Source organism: Methylobacterium sp. CB376 (assembly GCF_029714205.1).
In the GTDB taxonomy this organism is placed as follows: Bacteria; Pseudomonadota; Alphaproteobacteria; order Rhizobiales; family Beijerinckiaceae; genus Methylobacterium.
This window is the reverse complement of the sequence record NZ_CP121648.1, coordinates 473,611-496,152: the sequence shown is the minus strand read 5'-3', so window position 1 is coordinate 496,152 and position 22,542 is coordinate 473,611. Positions and strand designations below refer to the sequence as shown.

Sequence of the window (22,542 nt, the reverse complement as noted above, 5' to 3'; positions counted from 1 at the left end):
GCCAAAGCAAGGGACTAAGCGGAATTGCACGGCGCAATTCCGCTTAGCCGGGCGGCAGCCGCTCGAGCGCGATGAGGTCCTCCTCGCGCGGCTCCGGGAGCGGCGTGCCCGGGACGAAGGCCTCGAAGGCGGCCCAGAACTGGGCCCGGATCGCGTCCTGCTCCATCAGGATCTCGTGCCGGGCGCCCCGCAGGGTGATGCTGTGGCCGGCCTTGAGCCTCGCCGCGAAGCGCTCGATGGCGGGCGTGCTGCAGACCGGGTCGTCGCCCGCCGCCACCACCAGCACGGGCAGCCGGATCGCGAGCGGGTAGCGCGGGTCGCCGAGGCGGCGCATCGTCCGGAAGGCGGCGGCGAGCCAGGCCACGGTCGGATCCCCGACCGCGCCGGCCCCGACCGCGAGCGCCGCCGCCGCGTTGCGGGCGTAGCGCGCCGGATCGGTGGTGAGGCGATTGCCGGGGAAGGGCTTCGTGGCGATCGAGACCGGGCTGCCGCCCGGGACGAAGCGCGGGCCGAGGCCGAGCCCGTTGAGGAGGGCGGCCGCCCGCATCGCGGCCCGCGGGTGGCGCACCATCACGATGCCGAGCATCGGCGCGAGCGTGACGAGGCGGGAGAAGGGCAGCCATCCCTCCCGCGCCGCGGCCAGGCAGACCGCCCCGCCCATCGAGTGGGCGAGCCCGAAATAGGGCCGCGGCATCAGCGGCTCCAGCACCTGCGTGGCGACCGCCTCCAGGTCGAGCCGGTACTCCTCGAAATCGCCGACATGGCCCTTGCGCGCGTCCGCGACGGTGCGGTCGGAGCCGCCCTGGCCGCGCCAGTCGAAGGCCGCCACGGCGAAGCCCCGCGCCCGCAGGTCCTGGACCGTCTCGTAGTACTTCTCGATGAACTCGGCCCGGCCCTGCACCAGGCAGACGGTGCCCTTGGTGGTGCGGGTGGCCGCCGTCCAGGTCGCGGCCCGCAGGGTCAGCCCGTCCCGGGTCGGCACCGCGAGGGTGCGGGCGCCGGGCGGGATCGGGTTGTCCGGCGTGGCGATGAGCGGAACGGTCACGGGCGGGGATCTCGGGGCTGCGGCCTCGGGGATGCGTCTCCCGAGAGCACCCCGTCCGGCCGGCAAAATCAAGCGCGGGCCCCTCGCGATTCCCGCAATCCCCTCTTGAACGAAGAGGAGCCCCTCCCGATATCACGGTTGCGCCGGCCATCAGGCGGTGCAGACAAGACCACAGGTCCGGCCCTACGGCGGACCGTAAGATCACATATTGCTTCGGACGGAGAATATGTCATGCGTCAGTTCGACCTTGCTCCCCTCTATCGCTCGACTGTCGGCTTCGACCGGCTGTTCTCGGCGCTCGACCAGTTCGTGAGCGCGGAAGCGGCCCCGACCTACCCGCCCTACAACATCGAGCGCACCGGCGAGACCGCGTACCGCATCACGGTCGCCGTCGCCGGCTTCACCGACCAGGATCTGTCGATCGAGGTTCGTGAGAACGCGCTGACGATCAAGGGCGAGCGCAAGGCCGCCGAGGCCCGCAAGGGCGAGTTCCTCCATCAGGGCATCGCGGCGCGCAGCTTCGAGCGGCGCTTCCAGCTCGCGGATTACGTCCAGGTGACGGGCGCGACCCTGGAGAACGGCCTGCTCCACGTCGATCTCGTGCGCGAGATCCCAGAGGCCAAGAAGCCGCGCCAGATCCAGATCGCCACGGGCAGCGCCCCGCGGTCGATCGAGGGCACGGTCCAGCAGGCCGCGTGAGCGACCTCACCCTGACCTGAGAGCCGAGCGCCCCGGCGGAGGCCGAGGCGTTTTGACATCAGAGCCGAGCGCCCCGGCGGAGGCCGGGGCGTTTTGACGTCAGAGCCGAGCGCCCCGGCGGAAGCCGGGGCGTATTCACGCAAGAGCGGAGCGCCCCGGCGGAGGCCGGGGCGTTCTTGCATCGGGCGTCCCGGCCGCGCGTCGGGTCTCCCCCTCACGGATCCCCGAACAGCAGCTCCGTCTGGGCCTTCGGCTTGCGGGGGGTGGGCGCCTTCTCCTTCCCCTTGCGCGGGCGCTTGACGTCGGTGCCGCGGATGCGCGCCTTGCCCTTGTCGCGCGCCACCGCCTCCGGCGCGGCCTGGTCGCCGGAGAGCCACTTGCCGCGCTTGATCACCTCGTTCACCCGGCCCTGATTGACGCCGAGCTTGAAGGCGATCTCCTGCTGCGTCATCTCGGTCGAGCCGTGCAGGTCGAGGATGGCCCGGGCGAGTTCCGGGGTCATCTTCTTGCCGACGATGCGCCGGCCCGGCTTCACGGTCCGGTTCGCCCGGTCGCGCTCGCGCAGCCGTTCCAGGAGGGCGAGCGCCATCAGCATCCCGTGCTCGCGCAGGGCCTCCTCGAATTCCTTCAGCGTCGTCATCGGCGCATCCTCGGATCGACGGATCGGCGCGACGATCCCGCCTGGGGCGGGGTCGGATGCCGCGGGGCGATCACGGTTTGTGCGCGCCGGCCGGGCCGGACGCAACCGCGCGGGCGCGTCATCCACTGCTCTCGCGGCGCGGTCGCGGCGCCCGATGTCGGGCGACGGCCGCCGCGGCGGCCGCATGGAGGAGCCGCATGGACTTGCCGAGACGGACTTGTCGGCATCGACTTGCCGACATGGACTTGCCGACATGGACTTGCCGGCGCGGATGCCGCATGCGGGGGCGTTGACCGGAGGAACGTCATGGTCCTGGAAATCGCGCAGATCGAGGTGAAGCCCGGCCACGAGGCCGCCTTCGAGGACGGGGTCGCCGAGGCGGCCGCCCTCTTTCGTCGCGCCAAGGGCTGCAAGGGCATGGAGCTGCACCGCTCGATCGAGCATCCGACCCGCTACCGCCTGATGGTGAAGTGGGAGACCCTTGAGAACCACACGGTCGATTTCCGCAGCTCGCCCGATTTCCAGGCCTGGCGCGACTTGGTCTCCGACCATTTCGCCGCGCCCCCGGCCGTCGAGCACACGACCACCACCGCCGCCGGGTTCTGAACGCCGGCCGCCTTCGGCGGTTGATCCGGCCGGAGGCGCCCCCATGACTGCAGACCGCACCCAGCCCGACCGCGACCAACCCCGCCGCGCGGGCGACCAGCCCCGCCGCGGGGGCGACCAGCCCCGCCGCGAGGGCCTCGCGGAATCCAGCCTCGCCACCAGCCGCCGCCCGGCCGGGCACGCGCCGGGCCAGCCGGCCGAGCCGCCCCATCCGGCCGGCACGCCGCAGGGCGAGCCGGTCGCCGACGAGCAGATCCCCAGGGATTAGGATTTCGCCGCAGGTGACAGGACCTTGGCTTGCGGCTACTCGCTCGGGAACGTGAAGGTTCTCTGACGGCGAGGCACGCGGCCATGGCTCATCGCCCCCTGCGCATCGGCACCCGCGGCAGCCCGATGGCGCTCGCGCAGACCGGCATGGTCCGCGACCGCATCGCCGCCGCGCATCCGCACCTCGCCGAGCCGGGGGCGATGGAGCTCGTCGTCGTCAACACGGTGGCGGACCGGATCCTCGACCGGCCGCTCTCGGCGATCGGCGGCAAGGGTCTGTTCACCAAGGAGCTGGAACAGGCGCTGTTCGCCGGCGAGATCGACGTCGCCGTGCACTCGATGAAGGATGTCGAGACCTGGCTGCCGGACGGGCTCGTCATCGCCTGCATCCTGGAGCGGGACGACCCCCGCGACGCCTTCCTGTCGCTCGCTTCCGGCAGCCTCGCCGAGCTGCCCGCCGGCGCCCGCGTCGGCACCTCGTCCCTGCGGCGGGGCGCGCAGGTGCTGATGCGCCGGCCCGACCTGCGGATCGTGCCCCTGCGCGGCAACGCCAATACCCGCATCCGCAAGCTGGAGGAGGGGGTCTGCGACGCGACCCTCCTCGCCATCGCGGGGCTGGAGCGGCTCGGGCTGGCGCATCTCGCCAGGACCGTGATCCCGGTCGAGGAGATGCTGCCGGCCGTGGCGCAGGGCGCGCTCGGCATCGAGTGCCGCGCGGCGGACGAGGACGTCATCGCCCTGCTGCAGGCGGTGGCCTGCCCGCGCACGACGACGGCGCTGGCCGCCGAGCGGGGCCTGCTCGCGGAACTCGACGGGTCCTGCCGCACGCCGATCGCGGCGCTGGCGCAGATCGACGGCGACCGGCTGACCCTCGACGGGCTGCTGTTCCTGCCGGACGGGAGCGCGCACTGGGCCACGACCCGCAGCGGCCCGGCCGCGGAGGCCGCTTCGATCGGCCGGGAGGCCGGGGCGGACCTGAAGGCGCAGGCGGGCGAGACCTATCGCCGGCACCTGCAATAGGGCGGGATCCGCACGACGGGAACGCGGCGGTGTGATCCGGGACCCCGGATGAGGCCTGCCGCGAAGCGGCTCGGGCCTCCGGCAGGACCTGCGCGGATGCCATGAGTTGTGTTTCATGGACTTCTCATCGTCGGTCCTATTCCAGCCGGACCACGACGCTGTCGCTCGCGCCCGTCGCGTCCATCACGGAGATCCGCGCGAACCCGGCCCCGTCCGGCTGCCACTCCGCCTGCCGGCGGGCGGCCTCGGGCAGGGGCAGGCTGTTCACCATCCAGGTCAGGGGCAGGGTGCCGCCCAGCGCCTTCAGGGCGAGCCCGGCCGGCGCCCCCTCCGCGAAGCCGAGATCGACCCGGGCGCCGTCCGGCGGATAGGCGATCCTGAGCGGGGCTCCCGGCGCCTCGCCCGCCACCTTGGCGGCGTCGCGGCGCAGGTGGCGGAGCGGCGGCGGCAGGCCGGCCGTACTGGTCACCAGGGCGTCGCGGACCGGCGGCACCGGCTCCGGCTCGCCGCCGCAGCGCGCGAAGGCGTCGAACAGGATCGGGGCCGCCGCCACGCGCCCGACCAGGCCGGGCACGCTCGCCCCGTCCGGGCGGCCGACCCAGACCGCCACGGTGATGCGGCGGTCGAATCCCACCGCCCAGGCGTCGCGGTAGCCGTAGGAGGTGCCGGTCTTGTAGGCGATGCGGTTCGGCAGGGCGTTCTCGGGCGGCGGCGTGCCGCGCAGGATGTCAGTGACGTACCACGCCGCCACCCCCTCGGCGATGCGGGGCGGCTCGCGGGCCGGCGGCCCGGCCTCCGGCCGCCGCACGAGATCGGGCACGAGGCCGCCCCGGGCGAGGCCCGCGTAGAGCCGGGCGAGGTCGGTCAGCGTGATGCCGAGCCCGCCGAGGGCCACCGGCAGGCCGGGGGCGGCGTCGCGGGGAGCGCGATCCCCGCCCCGCCCGCCCGCAGCCGGGCGATGAAGCGGGCCGGGCCGACCAACTCCATCAGTTCCACCGCGGGCACGTTGAGGGACATCTGCAGGGCGCGCCGGGCCGTGACCGTGCCCTGGAAGGTGAGGTCGAAATTCTCCGGCGCGTAGGCGGCCCCGAAGCGCGAGGGCCGGTCCTCGATCAGCGTCTCGGGATGGGCGAGGCCGAGTTCGAAGGCCAGCGCGTAGACGAAGGGCTTCAGCGCCGAGCCCGGCGAGCGCAGGGCGGCGGCCATGTCGATGGCGCCCGCGCGGCCGGCATCGAGGTAGCCGGCGCTGCCGACATGCGCCCGCACCGCGCCGGTGGCGTTGTCGACGACCAGGATCGCCGTCGAGAGGCCGGGACCGAGGGCGGCAACGCGCTCGGCCGCGAGCGCCTCCAGGCTCGCCTGCAGGCGCGCGTCGATGGTCAGGCGGTGGACCGCCCGGTCGGGCGCCTCGGCCAGGGCCGCCTCGGCCGCATGGGCCGCGAGCATCGGGAAGGGGCGGCGCCGCTGCGGCACCGGCTCGGCCTTGGCCGCCTCGGCCTCGTCGCGGCGGACGGCGCCCCGCGCCGCCGCGAGGTCGAGGACGCGGTCGCGGGCGCGCCGCGCCGCCTCCGGGAAGCGGTCGGGCCGGCGGGCCTCGGGCGCCTGCGGCAGGGCGACGAGGAGCGCGGCCTCCGCCAGCGACAGGCGCCCCGGCTCGTGGCCGAAATAGGCGAGGCTCGCCGCCCGCACCCCTTCGAGCGGCCCGCCATAGGGGGCGAGGGCGAGGTAGAGGCGCAGCACCCCCGCCTTGCCGAGCCGCCGCTCGAGCGCGACCGCCCCCCGCACTTGGCGCAGCTTGGCGGCGAGCGAGCGCTCGGCTCGCGGCTCGACCAGCCGGGCGACCTGCATCGAGAGGGTCGAGCCGCCCGAGACGATCCGTCCCGCCCGCAGCCATTGCCCGGCGGCCCGCAGCACCGCGAGCGGATCGACGCCCGGATGCCGGGCGAAGCGCCGGTCCTCGTAGGCCATCAGCAGGGTGAGGAAGCGCGGATCGACCGCCTCGGGGGCGAGCGGCAGGCGCCAGCGGCCATCCGCCGTCGCGAAGGGGCGCAGGAGCACGCCGGCCCGGTCGAGGACCACGGGCGAGCGGCGCTCGGCCGCCGCGAGGTCGAGGCCGGGATCGCGCCCGATCTCCCGCCACAGCCCGGCCGCGCCGGCGGCGAGCGCCGCGGCGAGCAGCAGCGCCGGGACGACGCGCCGCCACGCCCCATTCCGACCCGCCGCGCCTCCCGCCATCCCGCCCCCGCCCGAACCGATCGGCCGAGCATGGCGCATTTCGCGTCCGGACGCGACGCCCCAAAGCCGCGGGCGGGGTCGAGCGCCTCGGGCGGCGTCGAGCGTCTCAGTCGGTCTCGATGCCGACCATGCCGGCCTCGTCGTAGCGCGACCCGGCCACCGCCCCGGGCGCGAACAGCGCGTCGAGGGCGCGCAGGTCCTCGGGCGTGAGCCGGATCTCCATCGCCGCCGCGTTCTCCGCGAGGCGCGCCTCCTTGCGGGTGCCCGGGATCGGGATGACGTGCGGCTCGCGGGTGACGAGCCAGGCCAGCGCGACCTGGGCCGCGCTGGCGCCGCGCTCCGCCGCGAAGGTTCCGAGCGCCGCGGCGAGGCGCGCGTTCCGGGCGAGCGCCTCGTCCCGGAAGCGGGGATTGGCGCGCCGGACATCGTCCTGCGCGAGGCCCGCGACGTCGACGGCGCCGGTGAGGAAGCCGCGCCCCAGGGGCGAGTAGGCCACGAGGGCGACGCCGAGGTCGCGGCAGGCGGCGAGGAGCCCCTGCTCGGGCTCCCGGGTCCAGAGCGAGTACTCGCTCTGCACCGCCGCGATCGGGTGCACGGCCTGCGCCGCCCGCAGCGTCGCCGGCGAGACCTCCGAGAGGCCGAGGGCCCGCACCTTGCCGGCCTCGACGAGGCGGGCCATCGCGCCCACCACCTCCTCGATCGGCACGGCGGGATCCCGCCGGTGGCAGTAATAGAGGTCGATCGTCTCGACCCCCAGGCGCCGGAGCGAGGCCTCGCAGGCCGCCGCCACGTAGGCGGGGGAATTGTCGATGCGGCGTTCGTAGCGGCCGGGCGCGCGCACGATGCCGAACTTGGTCGCCACCACCGCCCGGTCGCGCCGCCCGGCCAGGACCGCGCCGATCAGCGCCTCGTTGTGGCCGTGCCCGTAAGTGTCGGCCGTGTCGAGGAAGTCGTAGCCGAGGGCGAGGGCGGCTTCGAGGGCGGCGCGCGACTGCGCGTCGTCCGCCGGCCCGTAGAACTCGGACATGCCCATGCAGCCGAGGCCGGGGAGCGAGACGGTGAGGCCGGACCGGCCGAGGGGACGCTGGCGCATGGGGATCTCCTGAGGGGACGCGCCCCCATCTGGCATCTCGCCGCCGCGCCGATAAGCTCGGCCGGGCCGCACGACCTCCTGAGCGCCGTTCACCAATGCCGCGCAGCGACCTCTCCGACCTCGTCGCCTTCGCCCGCGTGGCGCGGCACCGCAGCTTCCGCCGCGCGGCGGCGGAACTCGGCCTGTCGCCCTCGGCCCTGAGCCACGCCCTGCGCGACCTCGAGGCCCGGCTCGGCGCCCGGCTCCTCAACCGCACCACCCGCAGCGTGGCGCCGACCGAGGCGGGCGCCGCCCTGCTGGCGCGGCTCGGGCCGGCGCTCGACGAGATCGACCGGGCGCTCGGCGAGGTCGCGGCCTCCGGCGGGCGCCTCACCGGCACGCTGCGGCTCAACGCCCCCCGCTCGGCCTGCCGCCTCGTCCTGGCGCCGCTCGCCGCGCGCTTCCTCTCCCGGCATCCGGGCCTGCGGCTGGAGATCGCCTGCGACGACGCGCTCGCCGACATCGTCCGCGAGGGGTTCGACGCGGGCGTGCGCTTCGGCGAGCGCGTCCCGCGTGACATGATCGCGGTGCCCCTCGGGGGGCGGCAGCGCTTCGCCGTGGTGGGCTCCCCGGCCTACCTGGCCGCCCGCGGCCTCCCCGCGACGCCCGAGGACCTCGCCGGGCATGCCTGCCTGCGGCAGCGCTTCGCGGGCGGCGCCGTGATGCGCTGGGAATTCGAGCGGGACGGTCGCGCCCTCGCCCTCGATCTCGACGGGCCGCTGATCCTCAACGAGCAGGAATTGCTGCTCCAGGCCGCGGTCGAGGGGAGCGGCCTCGCCCAGGTCTTCGAGGGCTACGCCGCCCCCTTCCTGGCGGAGGGGCGGCTCGTGCGCCTGCTCGAACCCTGGTGCCCGTCCTTCCCGGGCTTCCTGCTCTACCACCCGAGCCGGCGCCAGCCGCCCCCGCCGCTGCGCGCCTTCCTGGATTTCGTCCGGGAGAGCGCGGCGGCGTGAGCGCGGCGGCGCCCGCCCGCCTCAGCGCGGCGCGCCCACCTCCATGGCCCCGAAGGCGGTGCGGCCGTAGCGCTCGGGCCGGTACATGTCCTCGATCGTCGCCGCCGGGTGGACGTAGCGGCCCGGCGTCACCGCCCTCACCGTGTAGGCGACCGTGAGGAAGGCCGGCTGCGACGGGTCGCGGTCGTAGGCCGCCACGAAGCGGTCGTCGCGGAACTCCTTGTGGGTCGGCTGCACGTCGCTCTTCACGAAGGACAGGGCCGGCACGGCGTCGGCGTCGAGGAGCTTCGGGTTGTCGATCTCCAGCCCGGCGGGCAGGCGGTCGACGAGGAGGAGGCGGGCCGCGCGGGCCTTGTCCTCCGTCACCTTCAGCACCACCACGACCCGGTCGTTCTGGCGCAGCTGCGTGACGTCGACGAGCGAGCCGTCGAGGCGGTGGTAGCGGCGCTCGACCGTGTAGCCCCTGGCCTCCGGCGGCTCGGGGACGATCGGGCTGCCCGCGACGCCGAGCACGAGCTGGGCACTCGTCGTGCCGCGATTGGTCACCGTGACCGGCTTGGCGTCGAGCTGCGCCGCCTTGAAGCTGCGGTAGAGGGGGCCGCCCTGCGCCTCGCCGTCGACCGCGAAGGCCATGGATTCGGCCTCCTTGCTCAGGCCCTCGGCGGCGAGCACCATCCAGGCATTCTCCTGGGTGCTGGTGACCCGCCCGGAGGCCCGCTCCTCGCCGATCACCGCCCCGAGCGGCGCGATGCTGTCGCGGACGAGTCCCGTCTCGGCCGCGAGCGCGATCAGCCCGGCCCCGTCGCGCAGGCGCGAGCCGTAATCCGGCCGGTACTCGGCCTTGTCCTTCTCCCCGCGCAGGGCCGACACGGCGGCCTCGAAGGCCTTCTGCGCCCGGCCGCGGTCGCCGAGCAGCGCCAGCGCCGCCGCGATCTGGCCGCGGGCGAGGGGGGTCGAGAAGTCCGAGAGCTTCGTGTCGGCGAGGTAGCGCAGGTCCCCCATCACCGGCCGGCCGTTGCGGGCCAGCACGTAGGCCGCGTAGGCGAGATCCATGCCGCCGCCGCTGACCTCGCTGGTGTTGGCGACCGCGTTGCGCAGCCGGTCGAGGGCGAGCGAGAAGGCGGTCTGCGGCACGGGAAAGCCGCGCTCGCGCGCCCTCGTCAGGAAGTCGGCCACGTAGGCGTTGAGCCAGAGATCCTCGGAATTGGCGGCCGACCACAGGCCGAAGCTGCCGCTCGCGTCCTGGCGCGACAGCACCCGGTCGATGGCGCCGCGGATCCGCTCGTCCACCTTGTCGTCGAGGGCGAGCCGGTCGAGGGAGGCGAGGCGGTTCACGTAGAGGAGCGGCATCGCCCGGCTCACCGTCTGCTCGGTGCAGCCGTAGGGGTAGCGGTCGAGGGCCTGCAGCAGGGCCGGCACGTCCAGCCCCGCGAGCGGCGAGGCCGAGACCGTGAGCGTCCCCGTGCCCGGCAGCAGGTCGGCGAGGAGGTCGTTCGACAGGGTCACGCTCGCCCCGGGGTCGAGGGAGCGCACCGAGCGGCGCAGCAGCGCCCCGGTCCCGGGCTGCACCGCGAGCGCGAAGCTCTGCCCGGCCGCGCCGTCGAGACCCGGCCCGGTCAGCCTGAGGTCGAGCCGCGCCACGCCGGGACCGGCCGCCGTCACCGGGATCTCGATCGCGCCCCGCTGGCCCGCCTCCAGGCGGATCTTCCGGGTCAGCGCCTCGGCCGGGACCACGACCGGCCCGGAGAGGTCGAGATCGACCGCGTAATCCCCCGCCGCTCCCTCGACATTGTCGAGGGCGACGTGCAGGCGCGAGCGGTCGCCCACGTTGAGGAAGCGCGGCAGGGTGCCGGTGAGCACCACGGCGTCGCGCACGATCACGTCGGCCGCGGCCGACCCGACCCGCCCGGCCGTCCAGGCGGTCACCATCACCCGGGCGGTGCCGTTGAAGGCCGGAAGCGGGAAGGTCACCTCGGCCCGCCCGTCCGGCCCGACCGTGACGACGCCGGAATAGCGCACCAGCGGCTCCTGGGTCGGGGGCGCGTCGGCGAGTTCGGCCCCGCCGGCATCGCCGCCCGAGCGGATCGCGCCGAGCGTCCCCTGCATGCCGTCGATCAGGTATCCGTAGAGGTCGCGGATCTCGGTCGAGAGCGCCTTCTGCCCGAAGAAGAAGGCGAAGGGGTCGGGCGCCGCGTAGCGGGTCAGGTTGAGGATGCCGACATCGACCGCCGCCACCGTCACCCGGGCCTCCTCGCCGGGCTTGAGGCCGGAAAGGCGGATCGGCAGGCGCAGGTCCCCGCGGGGCCGCACCTTGGCGGGCGCCTCGACGGCGACGTCGAGGCTGCGCGCCGCCCGGTCGACGGAGAACCACGCGAGGCCGAGCGCCCGGCCCGGCAGGCGCTTGGCCGCTTGGTCGAGGGGCCGGTAGGCGGTGGCGACCAGGTAGGCGCCCGCGCCCCACTCGGCCTTGACCGGGATCTCCACGGCGCCGCCGCCCGCCGGCACGGAGAGGGTGCGGATCTCGTGCACCCGGTCGCTCACCACCGCGACCGTGGCGGTGCCGGCGAAGCGCGGCGCGAACCGCGCCTTCAGCGTCTCGCCGGAGGCGTAGGCGGCCTTGTCGAGGGTGAGGTCGAGGAGGTCGGGCGCGTCGGCGCTCTCGCTGCCGCCGGTGCCGACCGTGAAGCTCAGGCTCGCGGCCTGCAGGTTCGGCGCGCTCACCTCCAGCCGGTAGGTGCCGAACTCGACCGGGGCGGCGATCCGGGCCGGGGCGTCGGGGGCGAGATCGAGCGCGCCGTTCGCCACCTTGCGGCTGGTCCTCACAGCCTCGTAGGACCAGCGGCCGTCCGCCCGGTACCATTGGTAGTTCCGCTCGACCTTCTTGAGCGTCCAGGCCGCGCCGCGGGCCGGCAGGCGCGTGCCGTCCGGCTGCGCCGCGACCACCTCGAAGGTCGCGGTCCCGCCCTCGCGCAGGTCGCCGAAGGTCTTGCGCAGGGCGACGACCGGGCCGGCCGGCAGGATCGGCAGCGTCACGCTGCGCTGCACGGCCCGCCCGCCCGGCTCGCCGACCTGGAGCGAGACCTTCGCCTCCAGGGGGCGCGGGGCGCTGAGCGCCGGCACGGGGGCCCGCACCGTCGCCCTGCCCTGCGCGTCGGTGGTGACCCGCTCGTCGATCTCGGCGGTGGTCGGCACCACGCTCTCGTCGTCGAGGCCGATCGCGAAGCCGTCGAGGCCGCGGATGCCGCTCGACGCCGCCGCCTGCACGGCGACGCTGCCGCCGACCTGGAGGTTCGCGCCCGGCGCTCCGTAGAGGAAGCGGGCCGCGACGTCGATCACGGCCGGCTGGTTCGGGGCGAGCGCGGGAGCCTTGGGCGTGAGCGTCACCTCCAGCCGCTCGGGCAGGTAATCCTCGACCAGGAAACTCGCCTCGCCGACCGGCGCCGCCTTCGGGTCGGTGTAGGCGAGCACGCGCCAGGTGCCGGGCGCGGCGCCGGGGAGGAGCGGCAGCGGGAAGGCGCGCCCGCCGAGCCCCGCATCCGGCACGGCGGCGCGGCGATACTCGATCCCGTCCGGGCGCTTCACCACCAGGGTGAGGGGCAGGCCCGGGATCGCCGCGCCCTTCGCGTCGCGCAAGAGGGCGGTGATCTGGACGGTCTCGCCCGAGCGGTAGACGCCGCGCTCGGGGAACACGAAGGCCTCCGCCGCGGCGGGGGCGGGCCGCCCCTTCACGCCGCGGTCGGCGAGGTCGAAGGCGCTGAGCGCGAGGTCGAGGAAGCCGTAATCGTCGCCGAGCCGCGCCACGACGAGGCTCGGCGCGATGCCGCCCTCGCCCCGGGACAGGCCCGGATCGAAGGCCGCGTGGCCCTGCGCATCGGTGGTCCTGACGCCGAGCACCTCGTTGTTGCGGGCGACGAGGCGGATCTCCGCCCCCTGCACGGTCGCGGCGCTGGCCAGCGAGCGCACGAAGACGTGGACCCCGTCCGCGCCCTTGAGGGCGGTCAGGCCGAGATCGGAGACGACGAACCACTGGGTCGCCTGCTGGTCGTAGCCGCCGGTCTCCTCGTCGCCGAGGGCGGCCGTCCCGCTCGGCTGCGCCAGCATCACGTAGAGCCCGGGCTCGATCTTGCCGACCGCCTGCAGGACCGGGAAGGCGGTGACCACCTCCTGGTTCGGCTCGGCCCCGGCGGTGTCGAGGGTGCCCTTCCAGACCCGCACGCCCTTCTCGCGCGCGAGGGTGCGGGCGGTGGCGCCGGTGAGCTGCGACAGGAACTCCTCCGAGCGCAGGGTCGGCAGCAGGCCGCGGTCGCCGATGCGCAGCACCTCGACGTCGAGCTTCGGGGCGTTCACCGAGACCAGGGGCACGCCGGCCTGGCCGGTGCGCGGCAGGACGTAGTTGCGGCCGGTGAAGCGCACCTGGGGCGAGCGGTCCCGGACGTAGATCTCGTAATCGGCGGATTTCCGCAGGGTCTCGCCGGCGATCGCCGAGGGAAGTCCCTGGCGCAGCACCACGGCGTAGCGCTCGCCGTGCTTGAGCCCGTCGACGCAGACCTGCTGGCCCTCGGCGGTGACGGCGGCGTTCGCGGCCCCCGACACCGCCACGAAGGGCGCCATGTCGGTCTTGGCGGAGAGGTCCTCCGAGAAGGTGAAGCAGGCCCGGGGGGCGGCGGCCTCCGAATCGACCTTGTAGTCGGTGATGCGGAAGCCGTGCTTCTCGCGCAGCTCCTCGTAGGCGGCGCGGATGTCGGACGCGTCCGCGAGGGCGAGGCTCGCCTTGTAGGCGTCGAGGGCCGGGCGCCAGCTCTCCTGGTCGGCCAGGACCCGCCCGAGCAGCGCCAGGGCCTTGGCCTCGTCCGCGCGGCTCGCCGCCCGCTGGTAGGCGAGGTAGGCGCCCGCGCGGGCGCGGCGGCGCAGCTTCTGGTTCTCGTCGTAATCGTCGTTCTCGACGCCGTTGGCGGTCTCGGCGAGGGCGTACCAGGTCTTCCAATCGCCCGGCTCGGCCGCGATCGCCCCCGCATAGGCGGCGAGCGCCCCGTCATGGTCGTCGTCCTTGAACAGCTTCTCGGCCTCGCGGCGCCACTGGGCGGCGGGCTTCTGGGGCTTTCCGGCGGCGTCGCTGCGGATCTCGGCCTCGAGCCGCACCGCCTCGCTGGCGAGGTCCTGGCGCACGAAGCCCTTGGGCGCCGGGTCCTTGGGCGGGGGCACGAGGGCGGACGGGGCGGGCCGGGGCGGTTGCGGGGCCTGCGCGGCGGCCGGGACGATCAGGGTCAGCGCCACCGCGAGGGCGCCGGCGAGGCGCCCCGTCCGGGTTGCTCTCAACATCGTCTGGCCTCGTGCGCGTGCGTTCCTCGCACGAGCCTATCATTTGGGCGGCGCGCCGCAACGCTTGGGAAGGCCGCCCGGCGCCGGACCCGGCGATCCGGTCCGGCGGGCTCACTTTATGCGGGGCGCGGCTTCTGCCAAGGTCGCGCGATCTCCCGGACAGAGCCGCCCATGCCGCGCCGCCTCGCCCTGCTCCTCGCCGTCCTGCTCAGCCTGCCGGCCGCCGCCCAGCAGCCGGCCCCGCGGCCGGGGCCCGCTCCGGCGCCGAAGCCTGCTCCGGCGCCCAAGCCTGCTCCGGCGCCCAAGCCTGCTCCGGCGCCCAAGCCTGCTCCGGAATCCAAGCCCGCCCCCGCCGCCCCGCCCGCCGACGCGGCCTTCGAGGCCGCCCGCGCCGCCTTCGAGGCCCGGCCCGAGGCCGAGCGCCGGGCGGTGCAGGAGGCTCTCGTCTGGGCGAGCGACTACACCAGCGTCACGACCGGCACCTTCGGCCGGCGCACCTACGAGGCGCTCGTGGCCTGGCAGGGCCAGAACGGGCTCGAACCCAGCGGCCTCCTCGACGAGCGCGCCCGCGCCCGGCTCCTCGCGGCCGGTCAGGCGGCCAAGCAGGCGGCGCAGTTCACCCTGCAGGCCGATGCCGCAACGGGCATCACCCTCGGGGTGCCGGAGCGGCTGCTGTCGCGGCGCGGCAGGATCCCGAACGGCAGCCGCTGGCAGAGCCCGGACGGCCGCGTCACCCTCGATACCAAGGCCTTCGCGCCGGGCGAGACCGACCTCGACGCGCTGTTCGAGAAGGCCGCCTCGGTCAGCCCCGAGCGCAAGGTGACCTACAAGCTCAAGCGGCCCGACTTCGTCGTCGTCACCGGCGAGACGCCTCAGGGCAAGTTCTACATCCGCTACGCGGCCGGCCCGGCGGGGCTGCGCGGCTTCAGCCTCGCCTACGACAAGGCCCTGGCCCGGGAGGTGGACAGGCTGGTGATCGCGGTGGCGAACAGCTTCGCGCCGTTCCCCTCCGAGGCGCCGGCCGCTCCCCCGGCAGCCGCGACCGCCGCGGCCCCGATCGCACCGGCCCCGGCCGGCAGCTCGGCGACCGGGCTCGCGGTCGGGCCGCGGCGCCTCGTGACGGCCGCCGCGGCGATGGCCGCCTGCCCGGCGCCCCTCGTCGCCGGGGCGCCCGCCCGCGTGGTGCGGCAGGAGGCGGGCCTCGCCCTCCTGGAGACCGAGCGGCCGCTGAGCCCCGGGACCCTCCCGCCCGCCGCGCCGGCGGCCCCGGCGCCGGGAGAGGACCTCGTCGTGCTCGGGATGGGCCGCGACGGCGCCCCGACCGTCGCGCCGGGGGTGGCGGGGGCGGCGGGCGGCGTTGTGGCGCCGCTGCAGCCGGGCGCGGCGGGGGCGCCGGTGCTCGACCGGGCCGGGCGCCTCGTCGGCTTCGTGGCGCAGATGCCGGCCCAGCCCCGGCTGATCGCGGGCGTGATGCCGCCGCTGACGCATCCGGTCGTCGGGGTCGCGGCCCTGCGCGGCCTCGGGGCGGCGGAAGGCGCGGCGCTTCCACCCTCCGGGCCCGCCGCCCCGAAGAGCGCGGGCGCCATCGCGGCGCCGCTCGCCGGGGCGCTGGTGGCGGTGCAGTGCCGCGGGTGAGGGGGCTGGCGGGACGGGGGCTCTCCGCGCGCCGGGGCCTGGAAGGCCGACCGTTCCTCGATCGCGATCGATCGGGTTCGTCGGAGAGGCTGGAGAGCCATCGGTCCGTTCGCCCGGCTCACCCCCGCGCGAGCGCCACGGCCGCCTCGGTCAGCGCCCCGTCCGGGCGGATCAGCTCGCTCAGCACCGAGAAATGGTCGTGCCCGGGCAGGGGCCGCAGCGCGCCGGGCAGCCCGGCCGCGCGCCAGGCCGCCCCGTAGGTCTCCGATTGCCGGCGGAGCTCCGGCAGCTCCTCCGCCCCGTAGGCGACGGTGAGCGGGCCGGACGCGGCCGGCAGGTGGCGGATCGGCGAGAGCGCCTCCACCTCCTCCGGGCTCAGGTTCAGCGCGTCGTTCAGGGCCGTCCCGCGGATCGGCGCGAGGTCGAAGATCCCGCTCACCGCGAGCGCCGCGTCGGCCTGTCCGCGGGTCAGGGCGAGCGCCGCGAGGTGCCCGCCCGCCGACCAGCCCGAGACGACGAGGCGTCCGGCCTCGCGGCGACGCAGGACGGCGAGCGCCGCGCCGACCTCCTCGGCGATGCGGGTCAGGCTCGCCTCGGGTGCCAGCGTGTAGCCGATCAGCGCCACGTCGAGGCCGCGGGCGAGGGGACCCTCGGCCATGCAGGCGAAGCCCTCCTTGGCGTTGCGCTGCCAGTAGCCCCCGTGCAGGAAGGCCAGCAGCGGCGCCCCGGCGGCGCCGCACCGGAACAGGTCGAGGCGCTGGCGCGCCTCGGCCCCGTAGCCGAGGTCGAGCTCCGCCGGATGCGCCTGGCGGAGGGCGGCGCTGCGCTCCCGCCAGCCCGCCACGATCGCGGCGCTGCCCGCCACCGCGCCGGAATTGTCGTAGGCGGCGCTCAGGGCCGCGCGGTCCATCGCTCGCCAAGCGTCAGGCATGGCGTCAGGCATGGCTTCAGTCACGGCGTCAGGCATCGTCCCCCGTCCCGAGATACCAGTCGAGAATATCCCGGCCCTGCCAGAACAGCACGTCCGATCGGGCCGCGAGGGCGTCGAGGAGCCGCTCCACCACGGCGATCCGGTGGGGCACGCCGGTGATGTAGGGGTGGATCGCGAAGCCCATCACCTTGGCGCCCCCGAGCGGCCCCGCGCTCGCGGCCTCGGCCGCGAGCCGCTCGACCTGCGCGAGGGCCCGCGCGAGGAACTCCTCGGCCCCGTGGTGCTGGATCGCCAGGACCGGGATGTCGTTCAGCTCGACCGAGTAGGGCAGGGTGACGAGGGGGCCGTGGCGGGTGCGCAGGCGGCAGGGCCGGTCGTCCATCGGCCAGTCGCCGACGTAGCGGATGCCCGCCGCCGCGAGGTGGTCGGGCGTGTCCAGGGTCTCGGTCAGGCCGGGGCCGAGCCAGCCCAGCGGCGGGCCGCCGGCGAAGCGCGCGATCGCCTCGACCGTGCGGGCGATCATGGCGGGCTCGTCCTCGACCCGCTGCGTCGGCACTTGGTGGAAGCCGTGGCCCATGAACTCCCAGCCGGCGTCGCGGGAAGCCGCCGCGACGCGCGGATAGGCCTCGCAGACCGAGCCGTTGATCGACAGGGTCGGGCGGATGCCACGGCGCGCGAACGCGTCGAGGAAGCGCCAGAACCCGACCCGCATCCCGTATTCGTGCCAGGCCCAGTTCGGCAGGTCGGGCAGCAGCGCCGCCGCGGTCGGCGCCACCAGCACCTGCCGGGGCATGGGGTTGTCGATGAGCCAGTGCTCGACGTTGACCACGGGCCAGACGACGACGCGCTTCTCCCCGGGCAGGACGAGGCGCGGCCGGTCGACCGCCGCCCGGTAGGCGAGCCGGCGCTCCGGGCGGCGGGGATCCGCGCTCACGCGGCCCTGCGGGCGTGGTGGCTGTGGAGCTGGCCCGCCAGCATCCGGCGCACGTCGTTGAAGGCGGGACTCGACACGTCCCGGCGGCGCGGCAGCGCGATCTCGTGCACCGTCTCGATGCGGCCGGGGCCCGGCGACATCATCACCACCCGGTCGGCGAGGAAGACCGCCTCCTCGATGGCGTGGGTCACGAACAGCACGGTCAGGCCGGTGCGGCTCCACAGGTCGAGGAGTTCGTCCTGCAGCCGCTCGCGGGTCATGGCGTCGAGCGCCCCGAAGGGCTCGTCCATCAGCACGATCTCGGCGTCGTTGGCGAGGACGCGGGCGATCGCCACGCGCTGCTTCATGCCGCCCGAGAGCTGGTGCGGATAGGCGTCGGCGAAGCGCTGCAGGCCGACCACCTCGATGTAGCGGGCGGCGGTCTCGCGCACCTCCGCGGCGGGCCGGCCACGGGATTTCGGCCCGAAGCCGATATTCTCGCGCACGGTCAGCCAGGGGAAGAGGCCGTAATCCTGGAACACCATGCCGCGGCTCGGATCCGGCCCGGCGATGGGCTTGCCCCACATCAGGGCCTCGCCCTCGCTGGCGGCCTCGAAACCCGCCACGATCCGCAGCAGGGTGGACTTGCCGCAGCCCGAGGCGCCCAGCAGGCAGATGAACTCGCCGCGCCGCACCGTGAGGTTCGCGCCCCGGAGCGCGTCGACCCGCCGTCCCTGGGTCGTGAAGCTCTTCGAGACGCCGCGGATGTCGAGGATCGGGAGGGTCGGGTCAGCCATTGGTTCGGTCAGCCATTGATTCGGTCAGCCATGGGTCGGGCTCCAGGCGAGGAGGCGGCGGCCGATCAGGGTGACGATCCGGTCGGAGACGAATCCCGCCACCCCGATCACCACCATGCCGCAGATCACGATCTCGGTGCGGGAGAGCTGGCGCGCCTCCATGATCATGGCGCCGAGGCCGGTCGGCACGCCGGTCATCTCGCCGACCACGATCACCACCCAGGCGAAGCCGAGGCCGAGCCTGAGGCCGGTGAAGATCGACGGCAGGGCGGCCGGCAGCACCACCTGGGTGAACTGCGCCGAGCCGCGGCAGCCCAGCATGGCGGCGGCCTCGAACAGCCGCGGCTCCACCGAGCGCACCCCGAACACCGTGTTGACCAGGATCGGGTAGAAGGCGCCGAGGAAGACCAGGAAGCAGGCCGAGCGCGGACCGAGGCCGAACAGGATCATGGCGAGCGGCAGCCACGCGGTGACCGGCACCGGCCGCAGGATCTGGAAGGTCGGGTCGAGGAGCTGGCGCACCAGGGGCACCCGGCCGATGAGCAGGCCGAGCGGCAGGGCGGCCAGCACCGCGAGGCCGAAGCCGCCGAGGACCCGGCTCACCGAGGCGGCGAGGTGGGTGAGGAGCGTGCCGCTGAAGGCGTCGTCGTTGACGCCGCCGACCGCGAGGTCGCGCAGCTCCGTCCAGACCTCGCCCGGCGGCGGGATCAAGCTGTAGGGCCGGCCGACCGTGGCGAGGTGCCAGACCGCGCCGAGCGCCAGCGGGAAGGCGAGGGCGAGGAGCGGCTCGCGCAGCCGCGCGAGGCCGGGCGCCCGCCGCGGGACGACCGGCGCCTCGCCCGCCGCGGCGGGCGGCGCCTGCGTCAGGTCGGCGGCGCTCACGCGGCCCTCATCGCGCTGACGAAGCGGGTGTCGATGAAGCTCGCGAAATCGGGCAGGCGCTTGATCTGCTTCAGGACCAGCATGTGCTCGGCGTAGGCCCGGGCCTGCTTCACCTCGGTCTCGCCGAGCTGCCAGGTCAGTTCGACGTTCGGGGCCGAGATCTCGATCGCCTCGCGCTTCTGGCCGAGCTTCGCCACCGCCATCGCCACCATGGCGTCGCGGTTCTTGGCGGCGTATTCGGTGCCCTTGCGGTGGATGTCGAGCATGGTGCGCACGAGGTCGGGCTTCTCCGCCAGCGTGTCGCGGTGGGCCCCGAACACCATGTTGAGGGCGCCCATCTCGGTGCCGTAGGGATACTCGACCAGGCTGCCGATCCCCGTCGAGAGGCTGACGCCCGGGCCCGGCTCGGCGCCCACGTAGGCGTCCACGTCGCCCCGCGCGAGCGCGATGTGCATCTCGCTGAACGAGACCCGCACGGGCGTGATGTCCTTCACGCTCATGCCCTCCATGCGCAGGCGCTCCAGGACGAAGACCTCCTGCGTCGAGCCCGGCCAGATCGCGACCCGCTTGCCCCGGAGGTCCTTGAGGCCGGCGATGCCCGATTCCTTCCTCGCGATGATCGCCATGCCGCGGTTGCAGGCGGAGGCGATCACCACGAGGGGCTCGCCCGCGGCGGCGCCGAGCGTGGCCGCCGCGATGCCGAACATGCCGAAATCCACCGACTTAGTGACGACGGCGTTCTTGCACTCGGTCGGGCTCTCGAAGGGCACCACCTCGACCCGCACGCCCGCCGGCGTGAACTGGTCGTAGAAGTGGGGCGCGATCGAGTGGATGAGCTTGAGCGAGCCCATGCGGATCACGGTCGGGGCCTGCGCGCGCAGGGGCAGGGGGCTGAGCACCAGGCCGGCGGCGAGGCCGGTCAGAAGGTCACGGCGGCGGATCATGGCGGCATTCCGGTAACCTGAGACGCGGCCAGGCTATTCCGCGCGGGTGTTGCGGGCGAGTGCTGGTTTTCGATTGACCCGTTGCGCTATCGGCAACACCCTGGCGCCTCGGGAGCGGGGACGGCGATGAAGCACCTGCGCAGCTTGTCCTACGTGGCGGAGATCGCGCGCAGCGGCTCGATCCGGCGCGCCGCCGAGGTGCTGCACATCGCGCCCTCGGCCCTGACCCGGCAGGTGCAGGAACTCGAATACGAACTCGGCACTCCGATCTTCGAGCGGCTTGCCCAGGGCATGCGGCTCAACGCGGCGGGCGAGCTGCTGGTGCGCCACATCCGCGACCAGCTCGCCGACCTGGAGCGGGTGCGCTCCCAGATCGCCGACCTCTCGGGGGTGCGGCGCGGCCACGTCGCGCTCGCCTGCAGCCAAGCCTTCGTCAACCAGGTCGTGCCGGAGGAGGTGGAGCTCTACCGGGGGCACTTTCCGCAGGTGACCTTCACGGTCCAGGTGCGCGACCACGTCCAGGCGGTGGCGGCCCTCGCCGCCTTCGAGGCGGACCTCGCCCTGGTGCTGCAGCCGCCGCCCTCGTCGGATCTCCAGGTGCTGTTCGCCTGCCGCCAGCCGGTCTGCGCCATGATGCGCGCCGGGCACGCGCTGGCCCGGGAGGCGGGGCCGGTGCGGCTGCGCGACTGCCTCGCCCACCCGCTCGCCCTGCCGGACCGCTCCCTGGCGCTGCGCCACCACCTCGACCGGGCGCTCGCCCGGACTGGCGCCCCGCCCCCCGCGATGGAATCGGGCTCGCTCGAATTCCTGCGCGAATTGGTGCTGCGGGAGGAGGTGGTGAGCTTCCAGGTCCCGAGCGGGATCCCGCGCGACCCGCGCCTCTGCGCCCGGCCGATCGACGCCCGGGACCTCGACACGATGGCGATGATCCTCGGGCAGTTCCGCGGCCGCATGCTGCCGGTGGCGGCGGCGAAGTTCGCCGACCAGCTCGCCAGCAGCCTCAACCGTCGCTACGGGGCGGCCGAGGCGGGCGACCCGGCCGGGCCGGCAGCGCCCCGGCCCGCGCCGGCCTGAGCGGCCCGCATCCCGCCGGCCGCGCCTGCCGCGGGTCAGCGCTGCAGGACGGCCCGGCAGTGATCCGCGAGCGCGCGCACCGTGCGCTCGAAGGCCTGGAAGGCCGGCGTCGCCTTGTCCCAGTTCTGGGCGCTGACCCCCTCGACCACCTCGGCGGCGTGGCGGCGGGCCTCGTTGGAGCAGGCCAGGATCGCCTCGAAGGGCAGCCCCGCATAGGCCGGGTCGGCCTTGAGGAGCCCGCACTGCGCCGGCACGTCGACGGCGCCGAGGACCGCCTCCTCGGGCCGCGCCGGGCGGGCGCCGATCAGCACCAGGGCGAGGCGCCGCTTCCAGGCGGCGAGGTCGGCGGGCAGGCGCACGAAGCCGAAGCCCGCGATGTCGCGGCCGGCGGACCCGTCCAGCGTCTCGATCGCGAGCGTTTCGGCCCGGGCGAGCTGGCTCATCAGCCCGTCGATCTCCTGGCGGGTCTTCTCGGTCTTGGCGGCGACCTGCTGCACGCCCGCGGAGATTTCCTGCGTGGCGGCCTGCTGCTGCCCGAGCACGTCGGCGAGCGCCCGGATGCCCTCGGCGGAATGGGCCACCGTCTGGCCCTCCTCCACGATCCGCGCGCCGACGCGCCCCACGGCGGCGGTCCCGGTCGCGACCGCCTGACGGCTCTCCGACACCGCGCCCTGCATGGCGGCGAGTTCCTGCAGCAGGGCGGCGAGGCGCGTGCGGATCTGGTCGGTCGCCCGCGCGGTCTGGCCGGAGAGCTGCTTCACCTCGGCGGCGACCACCGCGAAGCCCTTGCCGGCCTCGCCGGCCCGCGCCGCCTCGATCGTCGCGTTCAGGGCGAGCAGGTTGGTCTGGCTCGAGATCGCCTCGATGGCGCCCGCGATCTCCTGGATCTGCTGGGCCGCGGATTCGAAGCCCCGCAGCCTCTGCTCCATCTGCACGGCACCCGCCTCGATCACCTCCATGGTGCGGGTCGCCTCCTGCATGTCGGAGGCGCAGCCGACGATGCCCGCGCGCGCCTGCTCGGCGAGCTGGGCGCTGCCCTGCGAGCGGCTCCACAATTCCCGCGTGGAGGCCGCCACCTCCTCGACCGCCGACGCCATCGAGCGGGTCTGCGCCGCCATCTCGGACGCGTCGTGCGTCATCCAGACCAGGATGGTGCCGGCCTCAGAGGCTTCCGCCGAGACGCGGGCGCTGAGCCCGAGATCGGTGCCGGCGCTGCGCCGGCTGCGCGCGACCAGCTGGGCGAGCGCCGCGCCGATCCTCCCGCCGAGGCCGGTCATCTGGCCCGAGGCGATCGCTTGGTCGAGCAGGTCGGCGATCCGGTCCTCAGCCGCCGCGGCGGTCTCGATCGTGGCCACGGGTGCAGTGCGGGAGGAGCGCAGGGAGCGGAACATCAAGCGGTGCTCGCGGTTGGATTTCTCCTTTATCGTGCAAGTCAGTTGACGGACCGTTA

Annotated in this window: 17 protein-coding genes and 1 pseudogene; 7 read left to right on the top strand and 11 right to left on the bottom strand. The window is 74.8% G+C overall.

Translation table 11 applies throughout. The annotated features are described in order from the left end of the window. Positions 1-43 precede the first annotated feature (43 nt). Positions 44-1,045, bottom strand: a complete 1,002-nt coding sequence (locus QA634_RS02080) for an alpha/beta fold hydrolase (RefSeq protein ID WP_012330397.1) — start codon at positions 1,043-1,045, stop codon at positions 44-46. 231 nt (positions 1,046-1,276) lie between these two features. On the opposite strand from QA634_RS02080, the gene QA634_RS02075 reads away from it, so the two are divergent. Then, positions 1,277-1,744: an Hsp20 family protein gene (locus QA634_RS02075; RefSeq protein WP_012330396.1), complete on the top strand. Its 468-nt coding sequence runs from the start codon at positions 1,277-1,279 to the stop codon at positions 1,742-1,744. Between the two features lie 214 nt (positions 1,745-1,958). Here QA634_RS02075 and QA634_RS02070 read toward each other — a convergent pair whose 3' ends face one another. Beyond that, positions 1,959-2,384, bottom strand: a complete 426-nt coding sequence (locus QA634_RS02070; protein WP_012330395.1) for a hypothetical protein — start codon at positions 2,382-2,384, stop codon at positions 1,959-1,961. Between the two features lie 306 nt (positions 2,385-2,690). Here QA634_RS02070 and QA634_RS02065 point away from each other — a divergent pair, with 306 nt between their 5' ends. From QA634_RS02065 to hemC, 3 genes are all read left to right on the top strand, one after another. Continuing rightward, positions 2,691-2,990: an antibiotic biosynthesis monooxygenase family protein gene (locus QA634_RS02065; RefSeq protein ID WP_012330394.1), complete on the top strand. Its 300-nt coding sequence runs from the start codon at positions 2,691-2,693 to the stop codon at positions 2,988-2,990. A 43-nt stretch (positions 2,991-3,033) separates the two neighbouring features. Then, positions 3,034-3,258, top strand: coding sequence for a hypothetical protein (locus QA634_RS02060; protein ID WP_012330393.1), 225 nt, complete (start codon positions 3,034-3,036; stop codon positions 3,256-3,258). Between the two features lie 83 nt (positions 3,259-3,341). After that, positions 3,342-4,277, top strand: a complete 936-nt coding sequence (hemC, locus tag QA634_RS02055; protein WP_012330392.1) for a hydroxymethylbilane synthase — start codon at positions 3,342-3,344, stop codon at positions 4,275-4,277. Between the two features lie 136 nt (positions 4,278-4,413). On the opposite strand, the pseudogene pbpC reads toward hemC, so the two are convergent. Both pbpC and QA634_RS02045 read right to left on the bottom strand, forming a co-directional pair. Continuing rightward, positions 4,414-6,512, bottom strand: a pseudogene (gene pbpC / locus QA634_RS02050) (penicillin-binding protein 1C). Between the two features lie 106 nt (positions 6,513-6,618). Then, positions 6,619-7,605 carry an aldo/keto reductase gene (locus tag QA634_RS02045; RefSeq protein ID WP_012330390.1) on the bottom strand — a complete coding sequence of 329 codons (987 nt, stop codon included), beginning with the start codon at positions 7,603-7,605 and terminating at the stop codon, positions 6,619-6,621. 95 nt (positions 7,606-7,700) lie between these two features. Between QA634_RS02045 and QA634_RS02040 the strand changes: the two genes are divergently transcribed. After that, on the top strand, positions 7,701-8,597 hold the full coding sequence (locus QA634_RS02040; RefSeq protein ID WP_012330389.1) for a LysR family transcriptional regulator: 897 nt from the start codon (positions 7,701-7,703) through the stop codon (positions 8,595-8,597). A gap of 21 nt (positions 8,598-8,618) precedes the next feature. Here QA634_RS02040 and QA634_RS02035 read toward each other — a convergent pair whose 3' ends face one another. Continuing rightward, positions 8,619-13,916 (bottom strand): alpha-2-macroglobulin family protein, encoded by a 5,298-nt coding sequence (locus QA634_RS02035; RefSeq protein ID WP_012330388.1) that lies wholly within the window; start codon positions 13,914-13,916, stop codon positions 8,619-8,621. Positions 13,917-14,087: 171 nt separating this feature from the next. Between QA634_RS02035 and QA634_RS02030 the strand changes: the two genes are divergently transcribed. Then, positions 14,088-15,551 (top strand): peptidoglycan-binding domain-containing protein, encoded by a 1,464-nt coding sequence (locus tag QA634_RS02030; protein ID WP_012330387.1) that lies wholly within the window; start codon positions 14,088-14,090, stop codon positions 15,549-15,551. Positions 15,552-15,669: 118 nt separating this feature from the next. On the opposite strand, the gene QA634_RS02025 is transcribed toward QA634_RS02030, so the two are convergent. The 5 genes from QA634_RS02025 to QA634_RS02005 are packed head-to-tail and all read right to left on the bottom strand — an operon-like array spanning position 15,670 to position 20,018. Next, positions 15,670-16,494 (bottom strand): alpha/beta hydrolase, encoded by an 825-nt coding sequence (locus tag QA634_RS02025; protein WP_012330386.1) that lies wholly within the window; start codon positions 16,492-16,494, stop codon positions 15,670-15,672. A gap of 16 nt (positions 16,495-16,510) precedes the next feature. Next, on the bottom strand, positions 16,511-17,416 hold the full coding sequence (locus tag QA634_RS02020) for a polysaccharide deacetylase family protein (RefSeq protein WP_012330385.1): 906 nt from the start codon (positions 17,414-17,416) through the stop codon (positions 16,511-16,513). Further along, positions 17,413-18,192 (bottom strand): ABC transporter ATP-binding protein, encoded by a 780-nt coding sequence (locus QA634_RS02015; RefSeq protein ID WP_012330384.1) that lies wholly within the window; start codon positions 18,190-18,192, stop codon positions 17,413-17,415. The genes QA634_RS02020 and QA634_RS02015 overlap by 4 nt, the downstream gene beginning before the upstream one ends. Before the next feature lie 24 nt (positions 18,193-18,216). Continuing rightward, entirely contained in the window at positions 18,217-19,074 is an 858-nt protein-coding gene (locus QA634_RS02010) for an ABC transporter permease (RefSeq protein WP_012330383.1), read from the bottom strand. After that, complete coding sequence (locus tag QA634_RS02005) at positions 19,071-20,018, bottom strand: ABC transporter substrate-binding protein (protein ID WP_012330382.1); 948 nt, start codon at positions 20,016-20,018, stop codon at positions 19,071-19,073. Before QA634_RS02005 ends, QA634_RS02010 begins: the two co-directional genes overlap by 4 nt. A gap of 126 nt (positions 20,019-20,144) precedes the next feature. On the opposite strand from QA634_RS02005, the gene QA634_RS02000 reads away from it, so the two are divergent. After that, entirely contained in the window at positions 20,145-21,092 is a 948-nt protein-coding gene (locus tag QA634_RS02000) for a LysR family transcriptional regulator (RefSeq protein WP_012330381.1), read from the top strand. A 35-nt stretch (positions 21,093-21,127) separates the two neighbouring features. On the opposite strand, the gene QA634_RS01995 is transcribed toward QA634_RS02000, so the two are convergent. Beyond that, positions 21,128-22,483, bottom strand: a complete 1,356-nt coding sequence (locus tag QA634_RS01995) for a methyl-accepting chemotaxis protein (protein WP_043700738.1) — start codon at positions 22,481-22,483, stop codon at positions 21,128-21,130. Between the last annotated feature and the right edge of the window lie 59 nt (positions 22,484-22,542).

Bases quoted from the DNA above. Each gene is read 5' to 3' on its own strand.
- QA634_RS02075 (WP_012330396.1), top strand. From the start codon at position 1,277: ATGCGTCAGTTCGACCTTGCTCCCCTCTATCGCTCGACTGTCGGCTTC.
- QA634_RS02070 (WP_012330395.1), bottom strand. From the start codon at position 2,384: ATGACGACGCTGAAGGAATTCGAGGAGGCCCTGCGCGAGCACGGGATG.
- QA634_RS02065 (WP_012330394.1), top strand. From the start codon at position 2,691: ATGGTCCTGGAAATCGCGCAGATCGAGGTGAAGCCCGGCCACGAGGCC.
- QA634_RS02060 (WP_012330393.1), top strand. From the start codon at position 3,034: ATGACTGCAGACCGCACCCAGCCCGACCGCGACCAACCCCGCCGCGCG.
- hemC (WP_012330392.1), top strand. From the start codon at position 3,342: ATGGCTCATCGCCCCCTGCGCATCGGCACCCGCGGCAGCCCGATGGCG.
- QA634_RS02045 (WP_012330390.1), bottom strand. From the start codon at position 7,605: ATGCGCCAGCGTCCCCTCGGCCGGTCCGGCCTCACCGTCTCGCTCCCC.
- QA634_RS02040 (WP_012330389.1), top strand. From the start codon at position 7,701: ATGCCGCGCAGCGACCTCTCCGACCTCGTCGCCTTCGCCCGCGTGGCG.
- QA634_RS02035 (WP_012330388.1), bottom strand. From the start codon at position 13,916: ATGTTGAGAGCAACCCGGACGGGGCGCCTCGCCGGCGCCCTCGCGGTG.
- QA634_RS02030 (WP_012330387.1), top strand. From the start codon at position 14,088: ATGCCGCGCCGCCTCGCCCTGCTCCTCGCCGTCCTGCTCAGCCTGCCG.
- QA634_RS02025 (WP_012330386.1), bottom strand. From the start codon at position 16,494: ATGCCTGACGCCATGCCTGACGCTTGGCGAGCGATGGACCGCGCGGCC.
- QA634_RS02015 (WP_012330384.1), bottom strand. From the start codon at position 18,192: ATGGCTGACCCGACCCTCCCGATCCTCGACATCCGCGGCGTCTCGAAG.
- QA634_RS02005 (WP_012330382.1), bottom strand. From the start codon at position 20,018: ATGATCCGCCGCCGTGACCTTCTGACCGGCCTCGCCGCCGGCCTGGTG.
- QA634_RS02000 (WP_012330381.1), top strand. From the start codon at position 20,145: ATGAAGCACCTGCGCAGCTTGTCCTACGTGGCGGAGATCGCGCGCAGC.
- QA634_RS01995 (WP_043700738.1), bottom strand. From the start codon at position 22,483: ATGTTCCGCTCCCTGCGCTCCTCCCGCACTGCACCCGTGGCCACGATC.